General features: G+C 59.5%; 19 protein-coding genes and 1 riboswitch. Of the genes, 8 read left to right on the top strand and 11 right to left on the bottom strand.

The window, feature by feature from the left end; genetic code table 11:
* Positions 1-15 precede the first annotated feature (15 nt).
* Positions 16-1,104: an AbrB family transcriptional regulator gene (locus tag KP808_RS14960; protein ID WP_058407772.1), complete on the bottom strand. Its 1,089-nt coding sequence runs from the start codon at positions 1,102-1,104 to the stop codon at positions 16-18.
* Positions 1,105-1,210: 106 nt separating this feature from the next.
* Here KP808_RS14960 and KP808_RS14955 point away from each other — a divergent pair, with 106 nt between their 5' ends.
* A complete protein-coding gene (locus tag KP808_RS14955; RefSeq protein WP_004665637.1) occupies positions 1,211-2,113 on the top strand; it encodes a LysR family transcriptional regulator in 903 nt (300 codons plus the stop codon).
* Between the two features lie 14 nt (positions 2,114-2,127).
* Here the strand turns inward: KP808_RS14955 and KP808_RS14950 are convergent, their stop codons facing one another.
* On the bottom strand, positions 2,128-2,643 hold the full coding sequence (locus KP808_RS14950; protein WP_230016414.1) for a nucleoside 2-deoxyribosyltransferase: 516 nt from the start codon (positions 2,641-2,643) through the stop codon (positions 2,128-2,130).
* A 169-nt stretch (positions 2,644-2,812) separates the two neighbouring features.
* Between KP808_RS14950 and KP808_RS14945 the strand changes: the two genes are divergently transcribed.
* A complete protein-coding gene (locus KP808_RS14945) occupies positions 2,813-4,516 on the top strand; it encodes a VRR-NUC domain-containing protein (protein WP_230016413.1) in 1,704 nt (567 codons plus the stop codon).
* Here KP808_RS14945 and KP808_RS14940 read toward each other — a convergent pair.
* Both KP808_RS14940 and KP808_RS14935 read right to left on the bottom strand, forming a co-directional pair.
* A complete protein-coding gene (locus tag KP808_RS14940; RefSeq protein WP_230016412.1) occupies positions 4,492-4,794 on the bottom strand; it encodes a hypothetical protein in 303 nt (100 codons plus the stop codon). The two genes, KP808_RS14945 and KP808_RS14940, sit on opposite strands and share 25 nt — an antisense overlap.
* Before the next feature lie 98 nt (positions 4,795-4,892).
* Positions 4,893-5,177, bottom strand: coding sequence for a hypothetical protein (locus KP808_RS14935; protein WP_058407768.1), 285 nt, complete (start codon positions 5,175-5,177; stop codon positions 4,893-4,895).
* 530 nt (positions 5,178-5,707) lie between these two features.
* Between KP808_RS14935 and pstS the strand changes: the two genes are divergently transcribed.
* From pstS to pstB, 4 genes are all read left to right on the top strand, one after another.
* Positions 5,708-6,727, top strand: a complete 1,020-nt coding sequence (gene pstS / locus KP808_RS14930) for a phosphate ABC transporter substrate-binding protein PstS (RefSeq protein ID WP_002553921.1) — start codon at positions 5,708-5,710, stop codon at positions 6,725-6,727.
* An 81-nt stretch (positions 6,728-6,808) separates the two neighbouring features.
* A complete protein-coding gene (gene pstC / locus KP808_RS14925; RefSeq protein ID WP_003371940.1) occupies positions 6,809-7,804 on the top strand; it encodes a phosphate ABC transporter permease subunit PstC in 996 nt (331 codons plus the stop codon).
* Positions 7,801-8,685, top strand: coding sequence for a phosphate ABC transporter permease PstA (pstA, locus tag KP808_RS14920; protein WP_002553919.1), 885 nt, complete (start codon positions 7,801-7,803; stop codon positions 8,683-8,685). Before pstC ends, pstA begins: the two co-directional genes overlap by 4 nt.
* A complete protein-coding gene (gene pstB / locus KP808_RS14915) occupies positions 8,685-9,464 on the top strand; it encodes a phosphate ABC transporter ATP-binding protein PstB (protein ID WP_002553918.1) in 780 nt (259 codons plus the stop codon). Before pstA ends, pstB begins: the two co-directional genes overlap by 1 nt.
* Here pstB and KP808_RS14910 read toward each other — a convergent pair whose 3' ends face one another.
* Positions 9,465-10,394 carry a LysR family transcriptional regulator gene (locus tag KP808_RS14910; protein ID WP_230016411.1) on the bottom strand — a complete coding sequence of 310 codons (930 nt, stop codon included), beginning with the start codon at positions 10,392-10,394 and terminating at the stop codon, positions 9,465-9,467.
* Between the two features lie 254 nt (positions 10,395-10,648).
* Between KP808_RS14910 and KP808_RS14905 the strand changes: the two genes are divergently transcribed.
* Positions 10,649-11,647: an alpha/beta fold hydrolase gene (locus KP808_RS14905; protein ID WP_058400444.1), complete on the top strand. Its 999-nt coding sequence runs from the start codon at positions 10,649-10,651 to the stop codon at positions 11,645-11,647.
* A gap of 68 nt (positions 11,648-11,715) precedes the next feature.
* Here KP808_RS14905 and nirD read toward each other — a convergent pair whose 3' ends face one another.
* Entirely contained in the window at positions 11,716-12,102 is a 387-nt protein-coding gene (gene nirD, locus KP808_RS14900; RefSeq protein WP_002553915.1) for a nitrite reductase small subunit NirD, read from the bottom strand.
* Complete coding sequence (gene nirB / locus KP808_RS14895) at positions 12,102-14,663, bottom strand: nitrite reductase large subunit NirB (RefSeq protein ID WP_122258980.1); 2,562 nt, start codon at positions 14,661-14,663, stop codon at positions 12,102-12,104. The genes nirD and nirB overlap by 1 nt, the downstream gene beginning before the upstream one ends.
* A gap of 600 nt (positions 14,664-15,263) precedes the next feature.
* Here nirB and KP808_RS14890 point away from each other — a divergent pair.
* Positions 15,264-15,758 carry a GNAT family N-acetyltransferase gene (locus KP808_RS14890; protein ID WP_005780121.1) on the top strand — a complete coding sequence of 165 codons (495 nt, stop codon included), beginning with the start codon at positions 15,264-15,266 and terminating at the stop codon, positions 15,756-15,758.
* A gap of 57 nt (positions 15,759-15,815) precedes the next feature.
* Here KP808_RS14890 and KP808_RS14885 read toward each other — a convergent pair whose 3' ends face one another.
* The 4 genes from KP808_RS14885 to KP808_RS14870 all read right to left on the bottom strand — a co-directional run bounded on the left by KP808_RS14885 (position 15,816) and on the right by KP808_RS14870 (position 20,749).
* The gene (locus KP808_RS14885) at positions 15,816-17,822 is read right to left on the bottom strand and encodes a peptidase U32 family protein (RefSeq protein WP_058402551.1); all 2,007 of its coding nucleotides are present in this window, start codon (positions 17,820-17,822) and stop codon (positions 15,816-15,818) included.
* Positions 17,823-17,928: 106 nt separating this feature from the next.
* Positions 17,929-18,720 carry an ABC transporter ATP-binding protein gene (locus tag KP808_RS14880; protein WP_122258117.1) on the bottom strand — a complete coding sequence of 264 codons (792 nt, stop codon included), beginning with the start codon at positions 18,718-18,720 and terminating at the stop codon, positions 17,929-17,931.
* On the bottom strand, positions 18,717-19,739 hold the full coding sequence (locus KP808_RS14875) for a FecCD family ABC transporter permease (RefSeq protein WP_016981376.1): 1,023 nt from the start codon (positions 19,737-19,739) through the stop codon (positions 18,717-18,719). Before KP808_RS14875 ends, KP808_RS14880 begins: the two co-directional genes overlap by 4 nt.
* Positions 19,736-20,749: an ABC transporter substrate-binding protein gene (locus KP808_RS14870; protein ID WP_005731962.1), complete on the bottom strand. Its 1,014-nt coding sequence runs from the start codon at positions 20,747-20,749 to the stop codon at positions 19,736-19,738. Before KP808_RS14870 ends, KP808_RS14875 begins: the two co-directional genes overlap by 4 nt.
* A 130-nt stretch (positions 20,750-20,879) precedes the next feature.
* Positions 20,880-21,079: riboswitch (cobalamin riboswitch) on the bottom strand.
* Positions 21,080-21,091 lie beyond the last annotated feature (12 nt).

The following is a 21,091-nucleotide window of genomic DNA, read 5'->3' as shown; positions in this document are numbered from 1 at the left end:
GCCTGGCATCGGCAGTCAGAGCGCAGGGATGCGTTTGTCGCTCAGGCGGATAATCTGCCGGGCCAGGAAGCTGCCGGTCAGGATCACGCCGAACAGGCGCAGGGTCTGCATGGCCAGCACGAAGCCGACATCGGCATGAGTATCGATGGCAATAATGGCCATGGTGTCCAGGCCGCCCGGGCTGGTTGCCAGGTATACCGAGAGATAATCCTTGCCCATCATCGCTGCAATCAGCCAGGCCGACAGGGCACACAGTACGATCAGCAGCAGTGAGGCCAGAATCATCATCGGCAGACGCCGCCACACGTATTGCACTGTCGGCCGGTCGAAACGCAGCCCTACATAACAGCCGATAGCGCCATAGCCGATTGGCAGCAGCCAGTCAGGAATGCTGATCTGCATGACGCCGCTCAGTTGCAGCGCGCCGCCCAGCATCAACGGCACCAGCAAGGCACCCGCCGGCAAGCGCGAGCCCAATGCTACGCCCGCTACGATCACTGCCAGGCTCAGGGCAAGATCGATCAGGTTCAGACCGGGTAAGGCGGCTGCGGTGCTGTGCAGGTCAGCGCCGGAATCCGGTGCGCCGATGAAATGGCTGACCAGCGCGCCGATGGTGACTACGCAGACCACGCGCACATATTGCATGGTGGCAACGACTCGCGAGTCTGCGCCGTAATCCTCGGACATGGCGACCATCGCCGAAGCAGCGCCGGGCGACGTGCCCCAGGCAGCCGTGTTACTCGGGATTCCGCCAAAGCGCACCAGTACCAGACCCACCGCCGCGCTCAGCACCACGGTCAGGATCGTGGCCAGCAGCATGACGTGCCAGGACTGCAGCGCCGTGAGCAATACGCTGACTGACATGGCATGCGCAATCAGCACACCAACGGTGCCCTGGCCGAGCTGAAACGCCCGCTTGGGCATGCGGATGGTGGCGCCCGACACGCCAAAGCCGATAGCAACCAGCATGGGGCCGAGGAACATCGCAGCAGGCATGTTGAACAGTTTGAGCAGTTGACCGGCAGCACCGGCCATCAGGATCAGGCCCGTCCATTGAGTCAACGGGGCAAGGGTGGAAAGCGAAAAGCGTGAAGCGTGTGACAAGGACGTTCTCCTTGAATCGGGTGGATCACATGCAAACAGTATCGACTTGGCAACCGATCAAGTCTATTTTCTAATAATCATGAATTTATAACTTTGGTTGATAGATATGGACCTGCGCGATCTGACTTATTTTGAAACCATTGCCGAACTGGGCCACCTCGGGCGAGCCGCAGAAAAGCTCAATCGCAGTCAGCCCGCGCTGACAAAAAGCATTCAGCGGCTAGAGGAATCATTCGGAACTCGGCTGTTTCAGCGTGACGGTCGACGCATCAAGCTGACCCCGGTGGGTGAGCTGTTGCAGGCCCGCGGCAAGGAACTGCAGCAGAGCATTGCCCAGACCCAACGGGAGGTACGGGATTTCGCCAGTGGCATGGTGGGCAACATTCGCGTCGGCTGCGCCGCGACGATGGCGGAATACCTGATGCCGAAACTGACCTCGGCCTTGTTGCAGCGTACGCCGGATGTAACCTTCAAGCTGGTGATAGGCCAGGATGACCTGTTGCGCGAGTCGCTGCGTTCAGGGCAACTGGACATGATCATCTGCGCACTGGCACCCGACAGCGAAGACGTCACCAGCTTTGCCATACTCAGGGACGAAGCCGTGGTGGTCGCCAGCAAAAAACACCCGATCTTCAAGACCTCATTGAAGATGAGTGACCTCTGCGCGTATCGCTGGGTACTGCCGCCGGTCAGCGTTTCATCACGCAAGTGGCTGGACGCGACCTTTGCTGCCAACGGCCTGCCGCTGCCGACAGTGCAGATCGAGGCGAACTCGATCTCCCTGTTGCCAGGCTTGATTGCCCAAAGCAACCTGCTGAGCTTCATCGCCCGCGAGTCGCTGGAGTTTGGCAAGACCATGCAGCACCTGCGTGAAGTGCCACTGGAACAGACCACTCTCAAACGCACCATCGGCGTGACCCTGCGCAAGGGCGGCTACCTGTCGCCAGCGGCAGAGGGCATGTTGCAGATGCTGCGTGACAACGGTGGGGACTTTCTGGGGTGGGGTTGAGCGCGTGCGTTCAGCTACTCGCCGGGCATGACCTTTAAGCCACTCAGGTACCTTGCCAGTGCCTCGGCACCCAGCTCCACGGTAGAGCTGGTACCCGCCCAGCTACAGGCGAGCATCAGGTTGCGGGGCAAGTCGAAGTCCTCAACCATGAAGCCGTCGCGATCAAACCCGTGTTTATCATGAGGAACCAGTTCGCGCAACGAGGTCACCGGCTCAAAGTACGCCCAAACGGGCTTGTTCAATGCCACCGCCAAACCGACCTCAAATGCGCTGCCCGAATCCGGCTCCAGACCGCGAAACACATTCAGGTTGACCAGTACGGCAGCGCAGCGGTGAATCATCGCGACATTCATCGAGTAAATCTGCTGCGCAGTTTCGTGCGGCGTGCGCCCGAGGGTCACTTCATTGTCAAAGGGGTACAAACCTTCAAGCCCGTGTGCCGAGCACAATGCCTTGAGGTAGCGTCCGTACTCGACGGCGTCGGGCCGGAACACGTCGAAGCCTGCGAGATAAATCAGTGGCGCTTGCATATCCGGCTCTCGACTACAGATGTTATCCGGCTGATTCTAAGGCCGACTGTCTGGCCGCGATACATGCCATTGATCGGCCGACCGGCGCTTGGCAGGTGTTTGCGCTGGAATCTGTACGGATAACCAGTATCCTTGCCCAGTCTGCTCATTCGTCATGTGAACGCTGGCCTTGAATACTGCACCTCTCGACAATCCGTTTTATTACCTGGAAAACTTCCGGCAGGTCCTTGCCTGGATTGCCCGGCGCTACGACGACCTGCTCGACGCATCCGAGCGGCGCTTCATCAGCGAGTTTGCCGAGGTGCCCGTGTGTGCCCAAGGCCTGTTGGTGCGCATGGTGATGCGCAAGGGCGTGTTGTTTCGGGCCAGCAAACTGAGTTACGTCGAGATCGGCGATCCCCATGAGGCGGTGCAGCCGCTGCTGGAGCGGGGGTGGGTCGCCGCCAGTCCGCCACTGGGTTTGAGCGAACTGTTCCAGCTGCTGCGCCGGGACGAGCTGACCCATTGCTTCAAAGCCCATGCGGTCAAGGGGCCAGAGCGCAAGCAGGCATGGCTGGAGCGCTTGCAGCCGCTGTATGAAGCGCCGCAGGCACTTGAGCAATGGCACCCGACATTGTCTGACGCCGTGTTCGGCCTGAATATCATGCCGCTCTGTGACCGCCTGCGATTGTTGTACTTCGGCAATCTGTATCAGGAGTGGTCGGAGTTCGTGCTGGCTGATCTGGGCATCTACCGCTACGAAAAGGTCGAGTTCTCGGTGCTGTCGCGCGTCATCAATCAGCGCGCTGACATCGATGTGTGCCTGCAATTGCATGCCTGCCGAGAGGCGCTGGAAACCTGCGTCGAGCTGCATGCGCTGGCCGAGCGGGTCATCTCGGTCCAGTGCGGTAATGCGTGGTTGCATATGCGCCGCGCCAAACTGCTGTTTCGTATCGGGCAACAGGCCGAGCGCCTGCAGGACTGGCCTCTGGCGATGGCGGTGTACCGTCAGTCCAGCTATCCCGGTGCGCGTTCAAGGCAAATCCGCGTGCTGGAGCGCAACGCCGAGTACACCGCGGCGCTGACGCTGGCGGAACAGGCCCGTCTGGCTCCTGAAAGTGATGCCGAGGTCCAGCACCTGTCACGCGTCCTGCCACGGCTGCAACGCAAGCTCGGCCTGACGGGCGCGCGCAAGCGCACCGTGCAGGCCATTGCGCGGCTGGACGTTCAAATCACGCCAATATCGGGAATAAGTGTCGAGCGTCTGATACGCCAGCACCTTGAACAAGAGCAGGGTGGGGAAGTGCATTACGTCGAGAATGCGCTGGTCAATTCCCTGTTTGGTCTGCTGTGCTGGAAGGCCATTTTCGCGCCCTTGCCGGGCGCATTCTTTCACCCGTTTCACAGTGCGCCCAGCGACCTGTACAGCCCGGATTTCTATCAGCGCAGAGCGGCATTGTTCGATGCCTGCCTGATGCAACTGGAGTCAGGTGAATATCTGGCGACCATTCGCGAGCATTTTCAAAGCAAATTCGGCCTGCAATCACCCTTCGTATTCTGGGCTGCGTTGACGCCGCAGCTATTGGAGCAGGCACTGCACTGCCTGCCTGCCGAGCACCTGCGTCACTGGTTTCGTCGTCTGTTGCAGGATGTAAAAGCCAACCGGACCGGAATGCCGGACTTGATCCAGTTCTTCCCGGAGCAACGGCGCTATCGAATGATAGAGGTCAAGGGACCAGGGGATCGTCTCCAGGACAACCAACTGCGCTGGCTGGATTTCTGCGCCGAGCATGGTATGCCGGTGGAGGTGTGTTATGTGCAGTGGGCAACTGAACATGCTGCCGACGTCACTGAAGAGCTGGCCTGCCATCAAGGCGCTTTGTGTTCATCCTGACTGTCTTGATGATTGGCGTCATGCGGTTGTTTCGAGTCATGAGGCTTGTCAGCCGCACTGCCGTTCTTTCCGGGCAGCGGGTCCATGCCTTTGGCGCCGGGGCTTGTGCCTGGCGCGCCGGGACTGGTTCCGTCCACGTTCTTTTCCGCTCCGGTGCCGGGTACTTTCGGACCGTCGCCTACCGGGTTCGTCGGGCCTGTAGAGCCTGCGAATGCGCTTGCGCACGAGAGCGCCAGCAGTGCTGCAAGGCCTAATGCCCCCAATCTATTCCTGATCATGCTGCGACCTCCGTGAATGCAATGGGGTAGAACGGTGTTACGGGGCTGTCACTGACACGCGAGCAGAGCCTGTTGTCCTGCCCGCGTCAGAAGCTTGATTACTGAGTCTTGGTTTTTTCAGTAACGTTGCTCTTGTCGTGCGTGCCATGCGCGCCCTTGTCATGTTTCATCGACTTTTCGGCAGCCGCTTTTTTGCTGTCTGTTTGCGCGCCAGGAGTTTCGGAAGAGGTGCGGTCCATCGGCTGGGTGTTAGTGCCCGGCAGCTTGGTCGCATTCTTGTTGATCGGCGTTTCAGAGCTGGTCGTCGATTCGGCAAAAGCTGCACCCGAAGCGACGGCCATCAGGCCTGCCAGGGTGAGGGCAGTCAGTTTAGTCTTGATCATAATGCTTACTCCGTTGTTTTAAAGTAGTTCTTTAACGTACGTATATTGGTCATTGGCCAGTGGCCATAGGTGCCGTTGAACCCGACGAACGGTAGCTTCGTGCGACACGCTCCCACCAATGCCGACTCCTTGCGTCGGCGGTTTCAAACCTTTTGCATTCGCTGGTTTGCATAGATGTGATGAGCGCTAATGGAACATTTTTAAGTTGATTTAGCTATAACGTGACCGTTCGGTCATCCCCAACGATTCTTAAAATCATACTTTCTTACATTTTTATAACGCAGCTGGCGTTTGGCTATCTATCTAAAGGTGGCACAAAGCTATTTAGCGCTGTGGGGCATGATTTCGCCGTAAACATTGGGCTCTACGGGTTTTTTCAACGTCGGCAGCGTAGGAAATCGCCTACAAAAAAGTTCCTTCGCTGACACGATTCGTTGGATTGTCATGAAACAGCAACATTTCAGGTTTTAAATCCGCCTCGGGCCTCCTTAACTGGGCCACCACACAATCTCCTGGACTGAGGTATTACCGTGATACTGCTGACTAAAAAACGCTTGTCGCTTCTGATCGCTTCGCTGTGCCTCAGCGGTGTGGCCCATGCGACTGATGTCACAGGTGCTGGTTCGAGTTTCGTCTACCCGGTTATTTCAGCGTGGTCCCAGGACTACAGCAAAACCAAGGATAACCGTATCAACTATCAGTCCATCGGTTCGGGCGGCGGTATTGCCCAGATCAAGGCAGCGACTGTTGACTTCGGTGCATCCGACGCCCCTATGTCCGCTGAGGACCTGCAGGCTGGCGGCCTGGGTCAATTCCCAAGCGTCATCGGCGGTATCGTGCCGATCGTCAACGTTGAAGGCGTTGAAAGTGGCGAGCTGAAGCTGGACGGCCCAACTATCGCCAAGATCTTCATGGGCGACATCAAGAAGTGGAACGACCCGGCAATCACTGCCCTGAACTCGGGCGTGAAGCTGCCTGATACTGCGATCACTGTTGTTCACCGCTCGGACGGTTCGGGTACCACTTACAACTTCACCAACTACCTGAGCAAAGTCAGCCCGGAGTGGAACGAGAAGCTGAAGTTCGGTTCGACCGTGCAGTGGCCAGCCGGTGTGGGCGGCAAGGGTAACGAAGGTGTTTCTGCCTACGTGAAACAGATCAAGGGTTCGATCGGTTACGTTGAGTACTCCTACGCAACGACCAACAAGTTGTCTTACACCCAGTTGAAAAACGCTGCCGGCAAATTCATCAAGCCAGACGCCAAGGCTTTTGCTGCCGCTGCTGATACTGCCGACTGGGCGAGCGCCAAAGACTTCAACCTGATCATGACCAACGCGCCGGGTGAGGCTGCATGGCCGATCACCGCGACCACCTGGATCATCATGTACAAGAAAGCCAAGAACGAAGAGAAAAGCGCAGCCGCTTTCGACTTCTTCAAATGGTCCCTGGAAAACGGCCAGAAACAAGCCGAGAAACTGGAATATGTAGCATTGCCGAAATCGCTGGTTGAACGCGTGGAAAGCTACTGGAAAACGGAATTCACCAAGTAAGTGATTCAACCCGTACCACCCCTGTCATCAGCCGCGATATCGGCTCGGTGACAGGGGCTTTTCCTTGCGAGTGGCCTCAACATGACTGAAAACACCCAATACCTGTCCGCTAACGTCTCCGCTGGTGAGTCCGAGGGCGAGAAGCGCGCCAAACGGGATCATCGTCATGACCTGTGGTTCAAGCGTTCATTGCAAGCCGCAGCCATGCTGGTGCTTGCTTTGCTGGGTTGTATTGCCTTGTCGACCCTGTGGGGCGGCAGTCTGGCATTCCAGACTTTCGGGTTTGGCTTTCTGACCAGCACCGAGTGGGACGTGAACGCCGGCAAGTTCGGCGCACTGGTTCCGATCTACGGCACCCTGGTTACCTCTTTTCTGGCTTTGCTGATCGCCGTACCGGTGAGTTTCGGCATTGCAATCTTTCTGACCGAAGTGGCTCCGCCTTGGCTGCGCATGCCGATTGCCTCGGCCATCGAGCTGTTGGCCGGTATCCCTTCGATCATCTACGGCATGTGGGGGCTGTTTGTCTTTGGCCCGTTCATGGCTGAACACCTGTCACCCTGGATCACCGAAAACCTCGGCGCACTGCCGCTGATCGGTCCGATGTTTCAGGGCCCGCCGCTGGGTATCGGCATGCTGACCGCCGGTATCGTGCTGGCGATCATGATCACGCCGTTCATTACCTCGGTGATGCAGGAAGTCTTCCGTACCGTGCCCGTGGCCCTCAAAGAGTCAGCCTACGCACTGGGCGGCACGACCTGGGAAGTGGTCTGGGACATCGTGCTGCCTTACACCCGTTCGGCAGTGGTCGGTGGTGTGTTCCTCGGGTTGGGACGCGCGCTCGGCGAAACCATGGCGGTCACCTTTGTACTGGGCAACGCCCATCAGTTCTCTGCATCGCTGATGATGCCGAGCAGTTCCATTGCTTCGGTGATCGCCAACGAGTTCAACGAGGCCTATACCGACTTGCACCGTTCGGCACTGATCGCCCTTGGCTTCCTGTTGTTTGTGGTCACCTTCATCGTGCTGGCCCTTGCACGTCTGATGCTGTCGCGCCTTTCGCGTAAGGAGGGGTTATGAGTAAGGATGTGACAGGCAGCGAGAGCCTGTATCGGGTTCGCAGCATCAAGAACAAGATTGCGATGGTGCTCAGCTGTGGTGCCACTGCCTTTGGCCTGCTGTGGCTGGTGTGGATTCTGCTGACCACTATCATCAAGGGTATCGATGCGCTAAACCTGCAGTTGTTCACCGGCATGACCCCGCCACCTGGCACCGAGGGTGGCCTGGCCAACGCGTTCTACGGCAGCGTGCTGATGTCTGGCATAGGCCTGTTGATCGGTACACCAATCGGCTTGATGGCCGGTATCTGGCTGGCCGAGTTTGCCCGCTACACCAAGCTGGGTAACGCAGTACGCTTCATCAACGACATCCTGCTTTCGGCACCTTCCATCGTACTCGGCCTGTTCGTTTATACCGTTGTGGTACTGCCGCTCAACGCAGTGACAGGCCATCAGGTGGGCTTTTCGGCGATTGCCGGTGCACTGGCTCTGGCATTGCTGGTCATCCCGGTGGTGGTGCGTACCACTGACGAAATGATGCAACTGCAACCCTCGACCATGCGTGAAGCCGCGCTGGCGTTGGGTGTGCCGCAATGGAAGCTGACCCTGCAAATCGTTCTGCGTGCGGCCAAGGCGGGTGTGGTTACCGGCGTATTGCTGGCATTGGCACGTATCACCGGCGAAACCGCGCCGCTGCTGTTCACCGCTTTCGGCAACCAGTTCTGGAGCAGTGATCTGCTCAAACCAATCGCCAGTGTTCCGGTGGTGGTTTTCCAGTACGCCATGAGCCCGTTCGATGATTGGCACTCCCTGGCATGGGCCGGTGCGCTGGTCATGACGTTGTTCGTACTGATACTGAGTCTGCTGTCTCGCTTAATTCTTCTGCGCAATAGGGCGTCCTGATGAACAACCTTTCCCTGGCCAACGAAAAGACCAAGATCCAAGTGCGCGGTCTGGAGTTTTTCTACAACAACCAGAAGTCGTTGAAGTCCATCGACATGACCATCCCCGAGAAGCGCATCACTGCGATCATCGGCCCGTCGGGTTGCGGTAAATCGACCCTGCTGCGCGTTTTCAACCGTATCTACGCGATGTACCCGAAACAGGAAGCGCGCGGCGAAGTGCTGCTCAATGGCGAAAACATCCTGGCGCCTGGCTACTCGATGAACCGCCTGCGCAGTCATGTGGGCATGGTGTTCCAGAAGCCGGTGCCGTTTCCGATGTCGATCTACGACAACATTTCCTACGCCATCAAGCATCACGAAAAACTGTCGCGTCGGGAAATGGAAGATCGCGTCGAGCAGGCCCTGCGTGGCGCGGCGTTGTGGGATGAGGTCAAGGACAAACTCAAGCAGAGCGCAACCGGTCTGTCCGGTGGTCAGCAGCAGCGTCTGTGCATCGCCCGGACCATCGCGCTGCGTCCTCAGGTCCTGCTGCTCGATGAGCCCACTTCGGCACTTGACCCGATTTCGACCGGGCGTATCGAACAGCTGATCACTGAACTCAAGGAGCAGTTCACCGTGATCATCGTGACCCACAACATGCAGCAGGCGGCGCGTTGCTCCGACTACACCGCCTTTATGTTCATGGGTGAACTGATCGAGCACGGCGACACCGACACCATCTTCACCAAGCCTTCCAAGACCCAGACCGAAGACTACATTACCGGTCGTTTCGGCTGATCAACCGGCCAGGGCGGCCGCTTCCTGGCGCTCGCCCATGAATTCCTCGATCCTGCTGCGCAGCCAACGCTCGGCAGGGTCGCTGTCCATCACACTCAGCCACGTCATCGACAGGTCCAGCCCCGGCGTGGGGAAGGGCAACGGCTCGTCATACAGCAAACCCAATGCGCTCATGGCCTTGGCCGCGTAGTCGGACAGGCCCGAAATCATGTCGGTGCCAGCCATCAGTGCGGGCAGGGTGGCGAACTGCGGCACTGACAACACGACCTGACGCTTGCGACCCAGTGCGGTCAGCCACTCATCGGCAAAGCTGCTGATGCTGGCCACGTGCGACACCACCACATGAGGTCGTGAACAATATTCGTCGATGCTCATCGGGCCGTGTGGTTTGTCGGCGCGCACCAGCCGTGGCTGCACGTTGCGCAGCGTCTTGCGTTTGGCATTGGCCGGCAGCTCACGGGTCAGGCAGACGCCGACGGTGATGTCTCCGGACATCAGCACTTCGGAGATATTCAGGTAGTCGACGTGCTTGACTACGATCACCACGCCAGGCGCCTCCTCGCGGATGGCCTTGAGCATGGCGGGAAACAGGCCGAATTCGACGTCGTCGGTCAGGCCGATGCGAAACGTCATCTTGCTGACCGAAGGATCAAAATCGGTGGTCAGGCTCAGCGCGGTAGACATGGCATCCAGCGCTGGCGTCAGGTGCTTGAGAATTTCATGGGCACGCGCGGTCGGCTCCATACGATGCCCCACGCGGATGAACAACGGGTCATTGAGCAGGTTGCGCAGGCGATTCAGTGCGGCGCTTATCGTGGGTTGGCCGAGAAACAGCTTTTCGGCTGCCCGGGTGACGTTACGCTCCTGCATTAATGTCTCGAAGACCACCATCAGGTTGATGTCGGCCTTGCGCAGTTCATTTCGATTCATTGCTGTTCCTTGGCATCAGACCTGGCTGACCATGACGGCCTGTAACCGACGGCTCAGTCTAGGCAAGCGTGGCGGGGGGCGTCCAGCGTTTTGCCGCCGTAGGGCTGGCATGATGAAACGTCTGCTTACGGTTCTGCAGGCAGGAAAGGGGCGAATCTGTAGCGGGAAACAAGGTCTACTTGCAGGTCTGCGGTTTAACGTGGAAGCGGCTGCAGATTTCGACCCCTATCCACAGGCTACAGGAGGTGCCCCTTATGCGGGCTGCAAAGATTGCCGGCATGTTGATGTCGTTGACGCTGTCAGGCGCTGCACTGGCTGAAACGCCCGGTTACGGCCAGCAACTGGAAGGTTTCACTTACCCCCACGCGTTGCAGAAATTCAGTTTTCAGTCCCAGGGCCAGGCGCTGGAAATGGGTTACATGGATGTCGCACCCACCGGCAAGGCCAATGGCCGCACCGCGGTGCTGATGCATGGCAAGAACTTCTGCGCCGCGACCTGGGAAGACACTATCGAGGGGCTGAGTGCCGCGGGCTATCGCGTTGTTGCGCCTGATCAGATCGGTTTTTGCACCTCGACCAAACCTGCGCACTATCAATACAGCTTCCAGCAGTTGTCGATGAACACCCACGCGCTGCTTGAAAAGCTGGGTATCGACAAGGTGTCGGTGGTCGGCCATTCCACCGGCGGCATGCTGGCCACGCGTTACGCGCTCATGTACCCGAAACAGACCGAGAAGCTGGTGATGGTCAATCCGATCGGTCTGGAAGACTGGAAGGCCCTTGGCGTGCCTTACCGCAGCGTCGATCAGTGGTATGAGCGCGAACTGAAAACCACCGCCGAAGGCATTCGCGCCTACGAGCAGAAGACCTACTACGACGGGCGCTGGAAGCCTGAATACGACAAGTGGGTCGACATGCTGGCGGGCCTGAACAAGGGGCCGGGTCATAAGATCGTTGCCTGGAACTCGGCGCTGATCTACGACATGATTTTCACCCAGCCGGTGTTCTACGAGTTTCCCAGGCTGCAGGTGCCGACCGTGTTGATGATCGGCGATGCCGATACCACCGCCATCGGCAGCGACATTGCACCGCCTGAGGTCAAGGCGAAGATCGGCAATTACAAGGTATTGGGCAAGCAGGTGGCGCAGATGATCCCTGGTGCCAGGCTGGTGGAGTTCAAAGGCAAGGGGCATGCCCCGCAGATGGAAGATCCACAGGGCTTCAACAAAGCGCTGGTGTCCGAGCTGCAATAGCCCGTCATTCATCCCACGCAACAGCCTGGTCCGTCAGCGACCAGGTTGTCTGGCTCTATTGTTATCAGCTAGACGGCAATCTCTACCTGATCTCCGTTAAGCCGTACCGGCCAGACCTCCAGGCGTTGCTCCGGGTACTCGATGCAACTACCGTCGTGCAGGCGAAAATGCTGCTTGTACAACGGCGAGGCAATCACCAGCTCGCCAGCAATATGGCCAATCAATCCGCGACCGATCACATTGGCACCGGACTTGGGGTCGCGGTTGTCGATGGCAAAAAGCTGTTCGCCCTCAGGGGTTTCAGGCAGATAGAACAGCGCTACCTGCGCGCCGTCCAGCCACGCTACCACGCCGGAGTTGGCGACCAGATCCTTGCGTCCGCACAGGGCATGCCAGTGCAGTTGCAGTGCAGAATGGGCGTTTTCGCCCGCCAATACGGTGTTGGACGAATTCATTACACCACCTCCTTGAACAACGGGATAAGGGCCAGCTCTTCGGGTTTTGCCGGACGACGCTGGGCGCGCTCCTTGACGAAATGCACGTCCGGGTCGCCACGTCCGTCATTGACGAAGGTGCGGAAGCGCTTGAGCTTCTCCGGGTCCTTGAGGGCATTGGCCCATTCGCATTCATAGCGGTCGACCACCAGTTGCATCTGCGACTCCAGCTCTGCGGCCAGCCCCAGGCTGTCATCGACAATCACCGCCTTGAGGTAGTCGAGGCCGCCTTCGAGTGATTCCCTCCAGACCGAGGTACGTTGCAGCTTGTCGGCAGTGCGGATGTAGAGCATCAGGAAACGGTCGATGTAGCGAATCAGGGTTTCGTCATCCAGGTCGGTGGCGAACAGCTCGGCGTGGCGCGGACGCATGCCGCCGTTGCCGCACAGGTACAGGTTCCAGCCGTTCTCGGTGGCAATTACGCCGACGTCCTTGCTCTGCGCTTCGGCGCATTCGCGGGTGCAGCCGGATACGGCGAACTTGAGTTTGTGCGGCGAGCGCAGCCCCTTGTAACGGTCCTCGATACGCAGTGCCATGGCGACGCTGTCCTGCACGCCATAGCGGCACCAGGTGCTGCCGACGCAGGACTTCACCGTCCGGGTCGATTTGCCGTAGGCATGCCCGGTCTCGAATCCCGCCTCAATCAACTCACTCCAGATGTCTGGCAGTTCATGCAGTTGCGCGCCGAACAGGTCGATACGCTGGCCGCCGGTGATCTTGGTGTACAAGTCGTACTTCTTGGCCACGGCACCAATCGCGATCAGGCCGTCAGGGGTGATTTCGCCACCGGGAATACGCGGTACCACCGAGTAGGTGCCGTTTTTCTGCATGTTGGCCATGAAGGTGTCGTTGGTGTCCTGCAGTGGGACCAGCGAAGGTTCGGTGATCGGGCGGTTCCAGCACGAAGCGAGAATCGAGCCGACCGCAGGCTTGCAGATGTCGCAGCCATGCGCGCCTTTGCCATGGCGAGTCAGCAGTTCGTCAAAGGTCTCGATACCTTCGACGCGGACCATCGAGTACAACTCCTGGCGGGTATAGGCGAAGTGTTCGCAGAGGCTTTTGTCGACCGCCACGCCGCGCGCCATCAACTCATGTTCGAACACCTGCTTGAGCAGCGCAGTGCAGCCACCACAACCGGTGGCTGCTTTGGTGCAGGCCTTGACCCCGGCGAGGTCGGTGCAGCCATTGTCGATTGCCGAACAGATAGAGCCCTTGCTGACGTTATGGCAGGAACAGATGGTCGCGGTGGCGGGCAGGGCATCGGCACCCAGCGTCGGCGCGCCTTCCCCACGCGGCAGGATCAGGCTGGACGGGTCGGCGGGCAGGGTGATGCCGTTCTGGGCGTATTGCAGCAGGGTGTCGTAATAACTGTTGTCGCCGACCAGCACCGCGCCGAGCACTTGCTTGCCATCTGCCGACACCACCAGCCGGCGATAGCTGGCGGTGGCTTCGTCAATGAAGCGATAACTGACGGCCCCGGCCAGTGCACCGTGCGCATCACCAATGGAGCCGACATCCACGCCCAACAGCTTGAGCTTGGTGGACATGTCGGCCCCGAAGAACGGCTCAGTGTCCTTTTCGCACAACTGTGCTGCCACGCCACGGGCCATTTGATAACCGGGTGCCACCAGGCCGAATACACTGCCGTTCCAGGCCGCGCACTCGCCGATTGCATAGATATCGGCGTCACTGGTGCGACAGTGCTCGTCGATTGCAATACCGCCACGCGGGCCGAGTTCCAGTTCACACTGGCGAGCCAGCGCGTCCTGCGGGCGGATACCGGCAGAGAACACGATCAGATCGGTTTCCAGAAATTCGTCATTGGCGAAGTTCATGCGATAGCGGTATTGCTTGCCGTCGCTGATCGATTGCGTGGCGCGCGACAGGTGTACGCCAACGCCCAGCGCTTCGATACGCGCTTTCAAGGCAGCCCCGCCGTGCTCGTCCAGTTGCACCGGCATCAAGCGCGGGGCGAACTCGACAACATGGGCTTCCAGACCAAGCGATTTCAGTGCATTGGCCGCTTCAAGCCCGAGCAGACCACCGCCGACTACCACGCCACGGCGAGCTTTCGACGCGGCGTAGCGAATGGTGTCCAGATCCTCAAGCGTGCGATAGACCAGCCGCGAGTTGCCCTGTGCGCCCTCGATCGGCGGTACGAACGGGAAGGAGCCGGTAGCCAGGATCAGCTTGTCGTAGCTGAAGCAGCCTTCGGCGGTGATGATTTCATGACGATCACGATCAATCTCCAGCACCGGTACGCCCAGGTGCAGCGTCAGGCCAGGTTGTTCGTAGACAGACATTTCACTCATGGCCAGCGACTCGGCATCGCGGCCGGTAAAGTATTCGGACAAATGCACGCGGTCGTAGGCACGCTGTGCTTCTTCGCCAAATACATGGATGCGATAACGCTCCAGTGCGCCGCCTGCGATCAACTGCTCGACGCAATGGTGCCCGACCATGCCATTACCGACGACGATCAGGGTTTTTACATCGTTCATGGGGAAGACTGTGGTGTTCATAGCAAGTCCCGGCCGAGGCCAATCAGGTTTTTTGAAGCAAAAAAAAAGCGCCCGGAACCTTTCGGTTCCAGGCGCCTTTGCCTGTTCTCTTATTGGGTGTTCGGGGATGCCATCAAGCCACGTTGCCGGATGCACCCATGTGGCCCTCTGGTCTCTGCGAGACTGGCGATCAACGTCGATCAACCGGGGCGGCCCGACCACATTCATGGTGGGGTTATCCAACATCATGCAGGGGGTGTGCCAGCTTGCGGTTGCAGCGGTTTAGACGCGCATTGGCAATGTCCGCAAGGCTGTGCCGCGTTTACGAGGTGTCTGGCGCATGATTTTTCCTGCCTTGCATTGGTGCGCATCGAAGGGTTTGCGCTGTAAAGCTGTGCGCCGCATTGCCCGCTCACGATAATCGGCGTTTTTGCCTCTTGGCGCCCCAGTCGCTCCAGGCACATATCGTTCCTCACGCTCCGCGTGGGAGTGCCTGTCGTGACGCTTCGCGTCACAATTCTGCGCCGCGCCGCCTGCTTTATAGTTAAGCCGTGCGTCCAAAAGCCCATCTCTGGCGTAACATTTGTATCACCCTGCAATTCCCTCAATAAGTCCGTGCTCATGAACATCACTATTACTGAGGTACACCCCTCCGAGATCCCGCACACCGTCGATTTCGTCATGCGTGCGCGTGCCGGAATCTTTCCCTTGCTCGACACCGTCACCGTTCCGCCCGATCTGGCCGGTTTCGAGCAGGTGTATCTGGACGGGGAGGACGGCAAGTTTCTGATCGCCCGCAGTGAAGGGCAGATCATCGCGGCTGTGGGCTACCTGCCGTTCGATCATCGTTTCCCGCAGCTCGATTATCGCGGGCGCAGAACCGTTGAGATCGTGCGCCTGTTCGTCACGCCGGAGTTTCGCGGCGACGGGCTTGCCAGCCGTTTATGTCAGGCGCTCTGGGCCCATGCCGAGGCAGGTGGCATAGAGGTTTTGTACCTGCATACTCATCCGTTTCTGCCCGGCGCGATCCGTTTCTGGGAGAAACAGGGCTTTGCCGTGACCGATGTGGAGAGCGATCCGGTGTGGAACACGACCCACATGGAGCGCGTTCTTTAAGAGGGCTTTGTCAGAAGAGGAAAGGGGGCTGGCAGGGCGCCAACCCCCTCGTACCGATCAGTGCGGAGAACGCTGACGCGCAGTCTTGAGCAGGTCTTCCGGAGTAATGTGGCCGACCACCGATTTAGCCGCAGCGCTGCCGGGCAACGGCAGGTCGAGAATGTGACCTTTCATTTTGCCGATCACGTGCATTTCGCAAGGTTTGCAATCGAATTTCAGGGTCAGCACTTCATCACCCTGCACCAGTTGCATGGGCGCGACCTTGGTGCGCACGCCGGTAACGCCTTTGGCCTGTTTCGGGCACAGGTTGAACGAGAAACGCAGGCAGTGTTTGGTGATCATCACTGGCACTTCACCGGTTTCTTCGTGGGCCTCGTAGGCCGCGTCGATCAACTGTACGCCGTGGCGATGGTAGAAATCGCGGGCCTTCTGGTTGTAGACGTTGGCCAGAAACGACAAATGCGACTCCGGGTACACCGGCGGCGGGGTGGTTTCGGCCTTGCGGCCACCGCGCGGATGCGCCTTGATGCGCGCTTCGGTCAGCGCCTCGATGGCATCGCGGCGCAGGGTCTTGAGCTGCGAGTTGGGCACGAAGAACGCCTGTGGCGCGTCGAGCCTGACGTCCTGCGCATGGTAGATCGTGGTGCCCAGCTGGGTCAGTAGATCGCGCAGCTGATCCAGTGCCTGCTCGGGCTTGTTGGCTGCGCCGAACGGACCGTCAAGGTTTACCGCGACGCTCACACCTTCTTCACTGATGGCTTCCAGGCGCAGTTGGTCTTCACGAAGGGTAACCTGCCACTGAATACCTATGCGGCGCTCGGCCGAGGTCTTGAGCAGCGCCTGCTGCCAGTTGTGGTCCAGGTTGCGATTCAACGGATGGTTGGGGCGCACACGGGACAGGGCCGCAGGCATCTCGTTGGGTTCTACACGGTAGCGCCAGCGCTTCTGGCCGTCTTCTTCGAACTCGCCTTTGAGCTCGGCGATATTGGCACGGAAGCCCACCACTTCACGCTTTATCTGCACGTTGAGACCGTCACCGTTGGACAGCGGCTCATGGGTCACGGCGATCAGGTCACGCTTGCCTAGTTTTTCGACGGTGCCGACTGCCAGACCGGTAAACGTCGGCGTATCGAACGCACCGATGTCGATCTTGCGGTCACTGACGAAATAATCGGTGCTGCCGCGGTGAAAGGTCTTCTCCGGGTCGGGCACGAAGAAGTGCGCGGTACGGCCGCTGGAAGCGCGGGCGAGGTCCGGACGGTCTTCGAGAATCTCGTCCAGACGCTGGCGGTAATAAGCGGTGATATTTTTGACGTAGCCTGCGTCCTTGTAGCGACCTTCAATCTTGAACGAGCGCACGCCTGCGTCCACCAGATCGCGCAGGTTGGCGCTCTGGTTGTTGTCTTTCATCGACAACAGATGCTTTTCGAACGCGACGACGCGGCCCTGATCATCCTTGAGCGTGTAGGGCAGACGGCAAGCCTGCGAGCAATCGCCGCGGTTGGCGCTGCGGCCGTTTTGCGCATGGGAAATATTGCACTGCCCGGAGAACGCCACGCACAGCGCGCCATGAATGAAAAACTCGATAGCAGCATCGGTTTCACGGGCGATGTCACGAATTTCCTGCAGGTTCAGCTCGCGGGCCAGCACCAGTTGCGAGAAACCGGCCTGATCGAGAAACTTCGCCCGGCCCAGGGTGCGGATGTCGGTCTGGGTGCTGGCATGCAGCTCGATGGGCGGAATGTCCATCTCCATCACCCCGAGGTCCTGCACGATCAACGCGTCTACGCCTGCGTCGTAGAGCTGGTGAATCAGCTTGCGGGCTGGTTCCAGTTCGTCGTCATGCAGGATGGTGTTGATCGTGGTGAAGATCCGCGCGTGATAGCGATGGGCGAATTTGACCAGCTCGGCAATGTCGCTGACCTCGTTGCAGGCGTTGTGTCGCGCACCAAAGCTCGGCCCGCCGATGTACACCGCATCGGCGCCATGCAGGATGGCTTCACGGGCAATGGTTACATCCCGTGCAGGGCTGAGCAATTCCAGGTGGTGCTTGGGTAACGACATGGCAACGGGATCCTGCGGCGGGCAAAGCGCGCATCGTAGTGCTACAGGCCGCGCGGCGCACCTGTTGAAGCGTGCGTCAGGCGACCGGCTGACCATCGGCGATTCTTCAGTGTGAGCGCAAACGCAGGATTTTCGCGCCGTCGAAAGGGTCGGTCAGCCAGTGCGCCACGACGCCGAAGGTGCTCAGCAGGCGTTCCGGGGTCAGCACCTCGACCGGCGCACCCAGTGCGACCAGCCGGCCTTTCTCCATGACCGCCACGCGGTCGCAATCCAGCGCCTGATTCAGATCGTGCAGGGCTATCACAGTGGTTACCGGCAAAGCCCTGACCAGACCGAGAATGGTCAGTTGGTGCTGGATATCCAGGTGATTGGTCGGTTCGTCCAGCAGAAGGATCCTGGGTCGTTGCGCCAGCGCCCTGGCGATGTGCACGCGCTGCCGCTCGCCACCGGACAGGGTGTGCCAGGCACGTTTCTGCATATGCAGCATGTCCACATCCTGCAACGCCTGGCGAACGATTGCGTCATCGTTGGTACTCCACGGCTCGAGTGCCGACAGCCAGGGCGTGCGGCCCAGCTCGACGGCATCCAGAACCGTCACGGCATCGCTGGTTTCCGCTTGTTGTTCGACCACCGCCAGCAGGCGCGCTACGTCTCTGCGGCTCATTGTCTCAAGTGGTTGCCCGCCCAGTCTGACCGTACCGCAGACTGGTTTCTGAATACCGGCCAATAGTTTCAGCAGGGTGGATTTTCCTGAACCGTTAGGGCCGACCACGGCCAGTGTCTCGCCGGCTGCGATGCTCAAGTCGACGTCGCGCAGCAGCGCAGTGCCACGCACCGAATAACCCAGCCCCGTGCAGCCCAGCACCGGTGCGTTGGCCAGATGAGGAAAGGCGTTCATCGCGTGCTATTGCCCCGGATAAGAATCAAAGCGAAGACCGGTGCGCCGATCAGCGCGGTAATGACGCCAATCGGCAGCGCCTGACCCTTGATCAGTGTGCGCGAGAGGATGTCGGCAGCGATCAGGAACAGTGCGCCGCTCAATGCACTCAACGGCACCAGCCGTGCATGGCGCACACCGACCAGCATACGCACCGCGTGCGGGATCACCAGCCCGACAAAACCGATGGAGCCGACGATTGACACCATCACTGCGGTGACCAGGGCTGCGGTCGCGATCAGGATGATCTGCACGCGCCGCACGGCAATCCCCAGTGACGCCGCCGAGTCGCTGCCGAAGGTGAACGCGTCCAGCGCTCGCCGGTGCCAGAGGCACACCAGCAGACCGACCAGCACCGTCGGCACTGCCAGCCATACCGAGTGCCAGCGTACGCCGCTGAGGTTGCCCAGCAGCCAGAACATGATGCCGCGTGCCTGTTCGGAGCTGGCGGATTTGGTGATCAGAAACGAGGTCAGGGCATTGAACAGCTGTGAACCGGCGATCCCGGCCAGAATGATCTGTCCGGCTGCTGTGGTGCCTCGCGACGAATGCGCCAGCAGGGCGACCAGCGAAAACGCCGCCACGGCCCCGGCAAAAGCGCCTGCCGACATCGAAATAGCCCCCGCACCAAAGCCCAGAATGGCGACCAGCACCGCGCCGGTCGAGGCCCCGGCGGAAATTCCCAGCAGATACGGGTCTGCCAGCGGGTTGCGCAACAAGGATTGCAACACCACGCCACAGATCGCCAGCCCGGCCCCGCAGGCTGCCGCAACAATCGCGCGGGTCAGCCGGTAGTTCCAGACAATGCCTTCGTCGATAGGGTCGAGCACATAGCCGGCAGCCCAGAGTTTGTTGGCCAGCACCTGAAAAACCACCTTCAGGCTGATCGAGGTTTCGCCAATTGCTGCGCCGACCATGATCGCCAGCACCAGCACTGCCGAGACCCAGAGCACATGGCCCAGCGCTACCTGTAATCTCATTGTGCAGCGTTGAAACGGTTGGCGGCGTCAGCCAGTTCCTCGAACCCGGTAAACAGGCGCAGACCAGCCTGCATGCCTTCGGCGTCGATGATCACGATTCGGTCATGCTTGACTGCGTCCATGTTGCGCGTCACCGGGTCGCTCTTGAGGAATTCGATCTTTTTCAGGTAGTCGTCGGCCGGGAAGCGGCGGCGATCCATGCGTGCAATCACCAGAATGCTTGGATTGGCCTTGGCAATGGTCTCCCAGCCCACTGTCGGCCATTCTTCGTCGGACTTGACGATATTGCGCATGCCCAGGCTGTTGAGCATGAAGTCCGGGATGCCTTTGCGGCCTGCCACGAACGGGTCGCTGGCGAGATCGGAACTGGAAAACCAGAACAGCGCCGAGACGTCGTTCGCCTTGTTCTGTTTGACGTTGGCAATCGCGGCGCTCAAGCGGGCCTTGAGGTCGGCAACCAGCGTGTCACCGCGGTCCTGTACATCGAAAATCTGCGCCAGTTGCTCGATGCTCTTGTAGATGGTCTCGATGCGGAACGGCTCCAGGCGTGTGCCGTCGGCACCGACCAGATTATCTTTGCCTTCGCAATCGGACGGCAGAATGTAAGTGGGTATTTTCAGGTCATGGAACTGCTCGCGTGTGCCGACCACGCCCTGTTTGCCGACCATCCACTCCAGCTGCACCGCCACCAGTTCCGGACGTTTGCCAATCACCGCTTCAAAGCTTGGGTCGTTGTCGGCCAGACGTTCTACCTTATCGTTCTGCGCCTTGAAGCGTGGCAAAACGTTGTTGAACCACAGCGACGTGCCCACCAGCCGGTCGCCCAGGCCCAGTTCGTAGAGCATTTCAGTGCCGGCCTGACCAATGGTCACTGCCTTGGTCGGTGCATGCGCGAACGTCAGGGTCGAACCACAGTTTTCAAGCGTCAGCGGATACTGAGTGGGGGCGGCGAGGGTCAGGGTGGACAGCGTCAGGCTGGCGGCAAGTACGGCAAGGCGGGGCAGCGACATGAAATGCGGTCTCCGTTGGAGCAGGTGCCAAGGCGCAATGCACATCAGGAAACACATCCCCGGCAAATGACCGGGCACGACGGAAAATGCCGCCGCGTGCGGATGTCCTTCCCGGACACCCCGCCGGTTAGTGGGTTGAAGCAGGTCGGCAGGTCTCCTGACTGGCATGTCATCGCCGGGCTCCGGCCTTCCCGGAGCTGAATCCAGTGGCAGTCATGGAGCAGGCTCGATGCCTACAGTTGCGGGGGCAGTTTCGTTTTGGCCTTGTGCAGACAAAGCGTGCGAATTCCCTGTTAGTTCCTCTCGGAAACCGACGGGCGGCATGGTAAACGATAAGCGTTT

This window comes from Pseudomonas savastanoi (assembly GCF_020917325.1).
In the GTDB taxonomy this organism is placed as follows: Bacteria; Pseudomonadota; Gammaproteobacteria; order Pseudomonadales; family Pseudomonadaceae; genus Aquipseudomonas; species Aquipseudomonas amygdali.
The sequence above is the reverse complement of the archived record's forward strand: the minus strand, read 5'-3'. Positions and strand labels throughout refer to the sequence as shown.

What these genes read in the sequence shown, in the direction of transcription:
- KP808_RS14880 (WP_122258117.1), bottom strand. Translation starts at nt 18,720, where the DNA reads ATGAACGCCTTTCCTCATCTGGCCAACGCACCGGTGCTGGGCTGCACG.
- pstC (WP_003371940.1), top strand. Translation starts at nt 6,809, where the DNA reads ATGACTGAAAACACCCAATACCTGTCCGCTAACGTCTCCGCTGGTGAG.
- KP808_RS14885 (WP_058402551.1), bottom strand. Translation starts at nt 17,822, where the DNA reads ATGTCGTTACCCAAGCACCACCTGGAATTGCTCAGCCCTGCACGGGAT.
- nirB (WP_122258980.1), bottom strand. Translation starts at nt 14,663, where the DNA reads ATGAACACCACAGTCTTCCCCATGAACGATGTAAAAACCCTGATCGTC.
- KP808_RS14910 (WP_230016411.1), bottom strand. Translation starts at nt 10,394, where the DNA reads ATGAATCGAAATGAACTGCGCAAGGCCGACATCAACCTGATGGTGGTC.
- KP808_RS14875 (WP_016981376.1), bottom strand. Translation starts at nt 19,739, where the DNA reads ATGAGATTACAGGTAGCGCTGGGCCATGTGCTCTGGGTCTCGGCAGTG.
- KP808_RS14870 (WP_005731962.1), bottom strand. Translation starts at nt 20,749, where the DNA reads ATGTCGCTGCCCCGCCTTGCCGTACTTGCCGCCAGCCTGACGCTGTCC.
- KP808_RS14940 (WP_230016412.1), bottom strand. Translation starts at nt 4,794, where the DNA reads ATGATCAGGAATAGATTGGGGGCATTAGGCCTTGCAGCACTGCTGGCG.
- KP808_RS14950 (WP_230016414.1), bottom strand. Translation starts at nt 2,643, where the DNA reads ATGCAAGCGCCACTGATTTATCTCGCAGGCTTCGACGTGTTCCGGCCC.
- pstA (WP_002553919.1), top strand. Translation starts at nt 7,801, where the DNA reads ATGAGTAAGGATGTGACAGGCAGCGAGAGCCTGTATCGGGTTCGCAGC.
- KP808_RS14890 (WP_005780121.1), top strand. Translation starts at nt 15,264, where the DNA reads ATGAACATCACTATTACTGAGGTACACCCCTCCGAGATCCCGCACACC.
- KP808_RS14905 (WP_058400444.1), top strand. Translation starts at nt 10,649, where the DNA reads ATGCGGGCTGCAAAGATTGCCGGCATGTTGATGTCGTTGACGCTGTCA.
- pstB (WP_002553918.1), top strand. Translation starts at nt 8,685, where the DNA reads ATGAACAACCTTTCCCTGGCCAACGAAAAGACCAAGATCCAAGTGCGC.
- nirD (WP_002553915.1), bottom strand. Translation starts at nt 12,102, where the DNA reads ATGAATTCGTCCAACACCGTATTGGCGGGCGAAAACGCCCATTCTGCA.
- KP808_RS14955 (WP_004665637.1), top strand. Translation starts at nt 1,211, where the DNA reads ATGGACCTGCGCGATCTGACTTATTTTGAAACCATTGCCGAACTGGGC.
- KP808_RS14935 (WP_058407768.1), bottom strand. Translation starts at nt 5,177, where the DNA reads ATGATCAAGACTAAACTGACTGCCCTCACCCTGGCAGGCCTGATGGCC.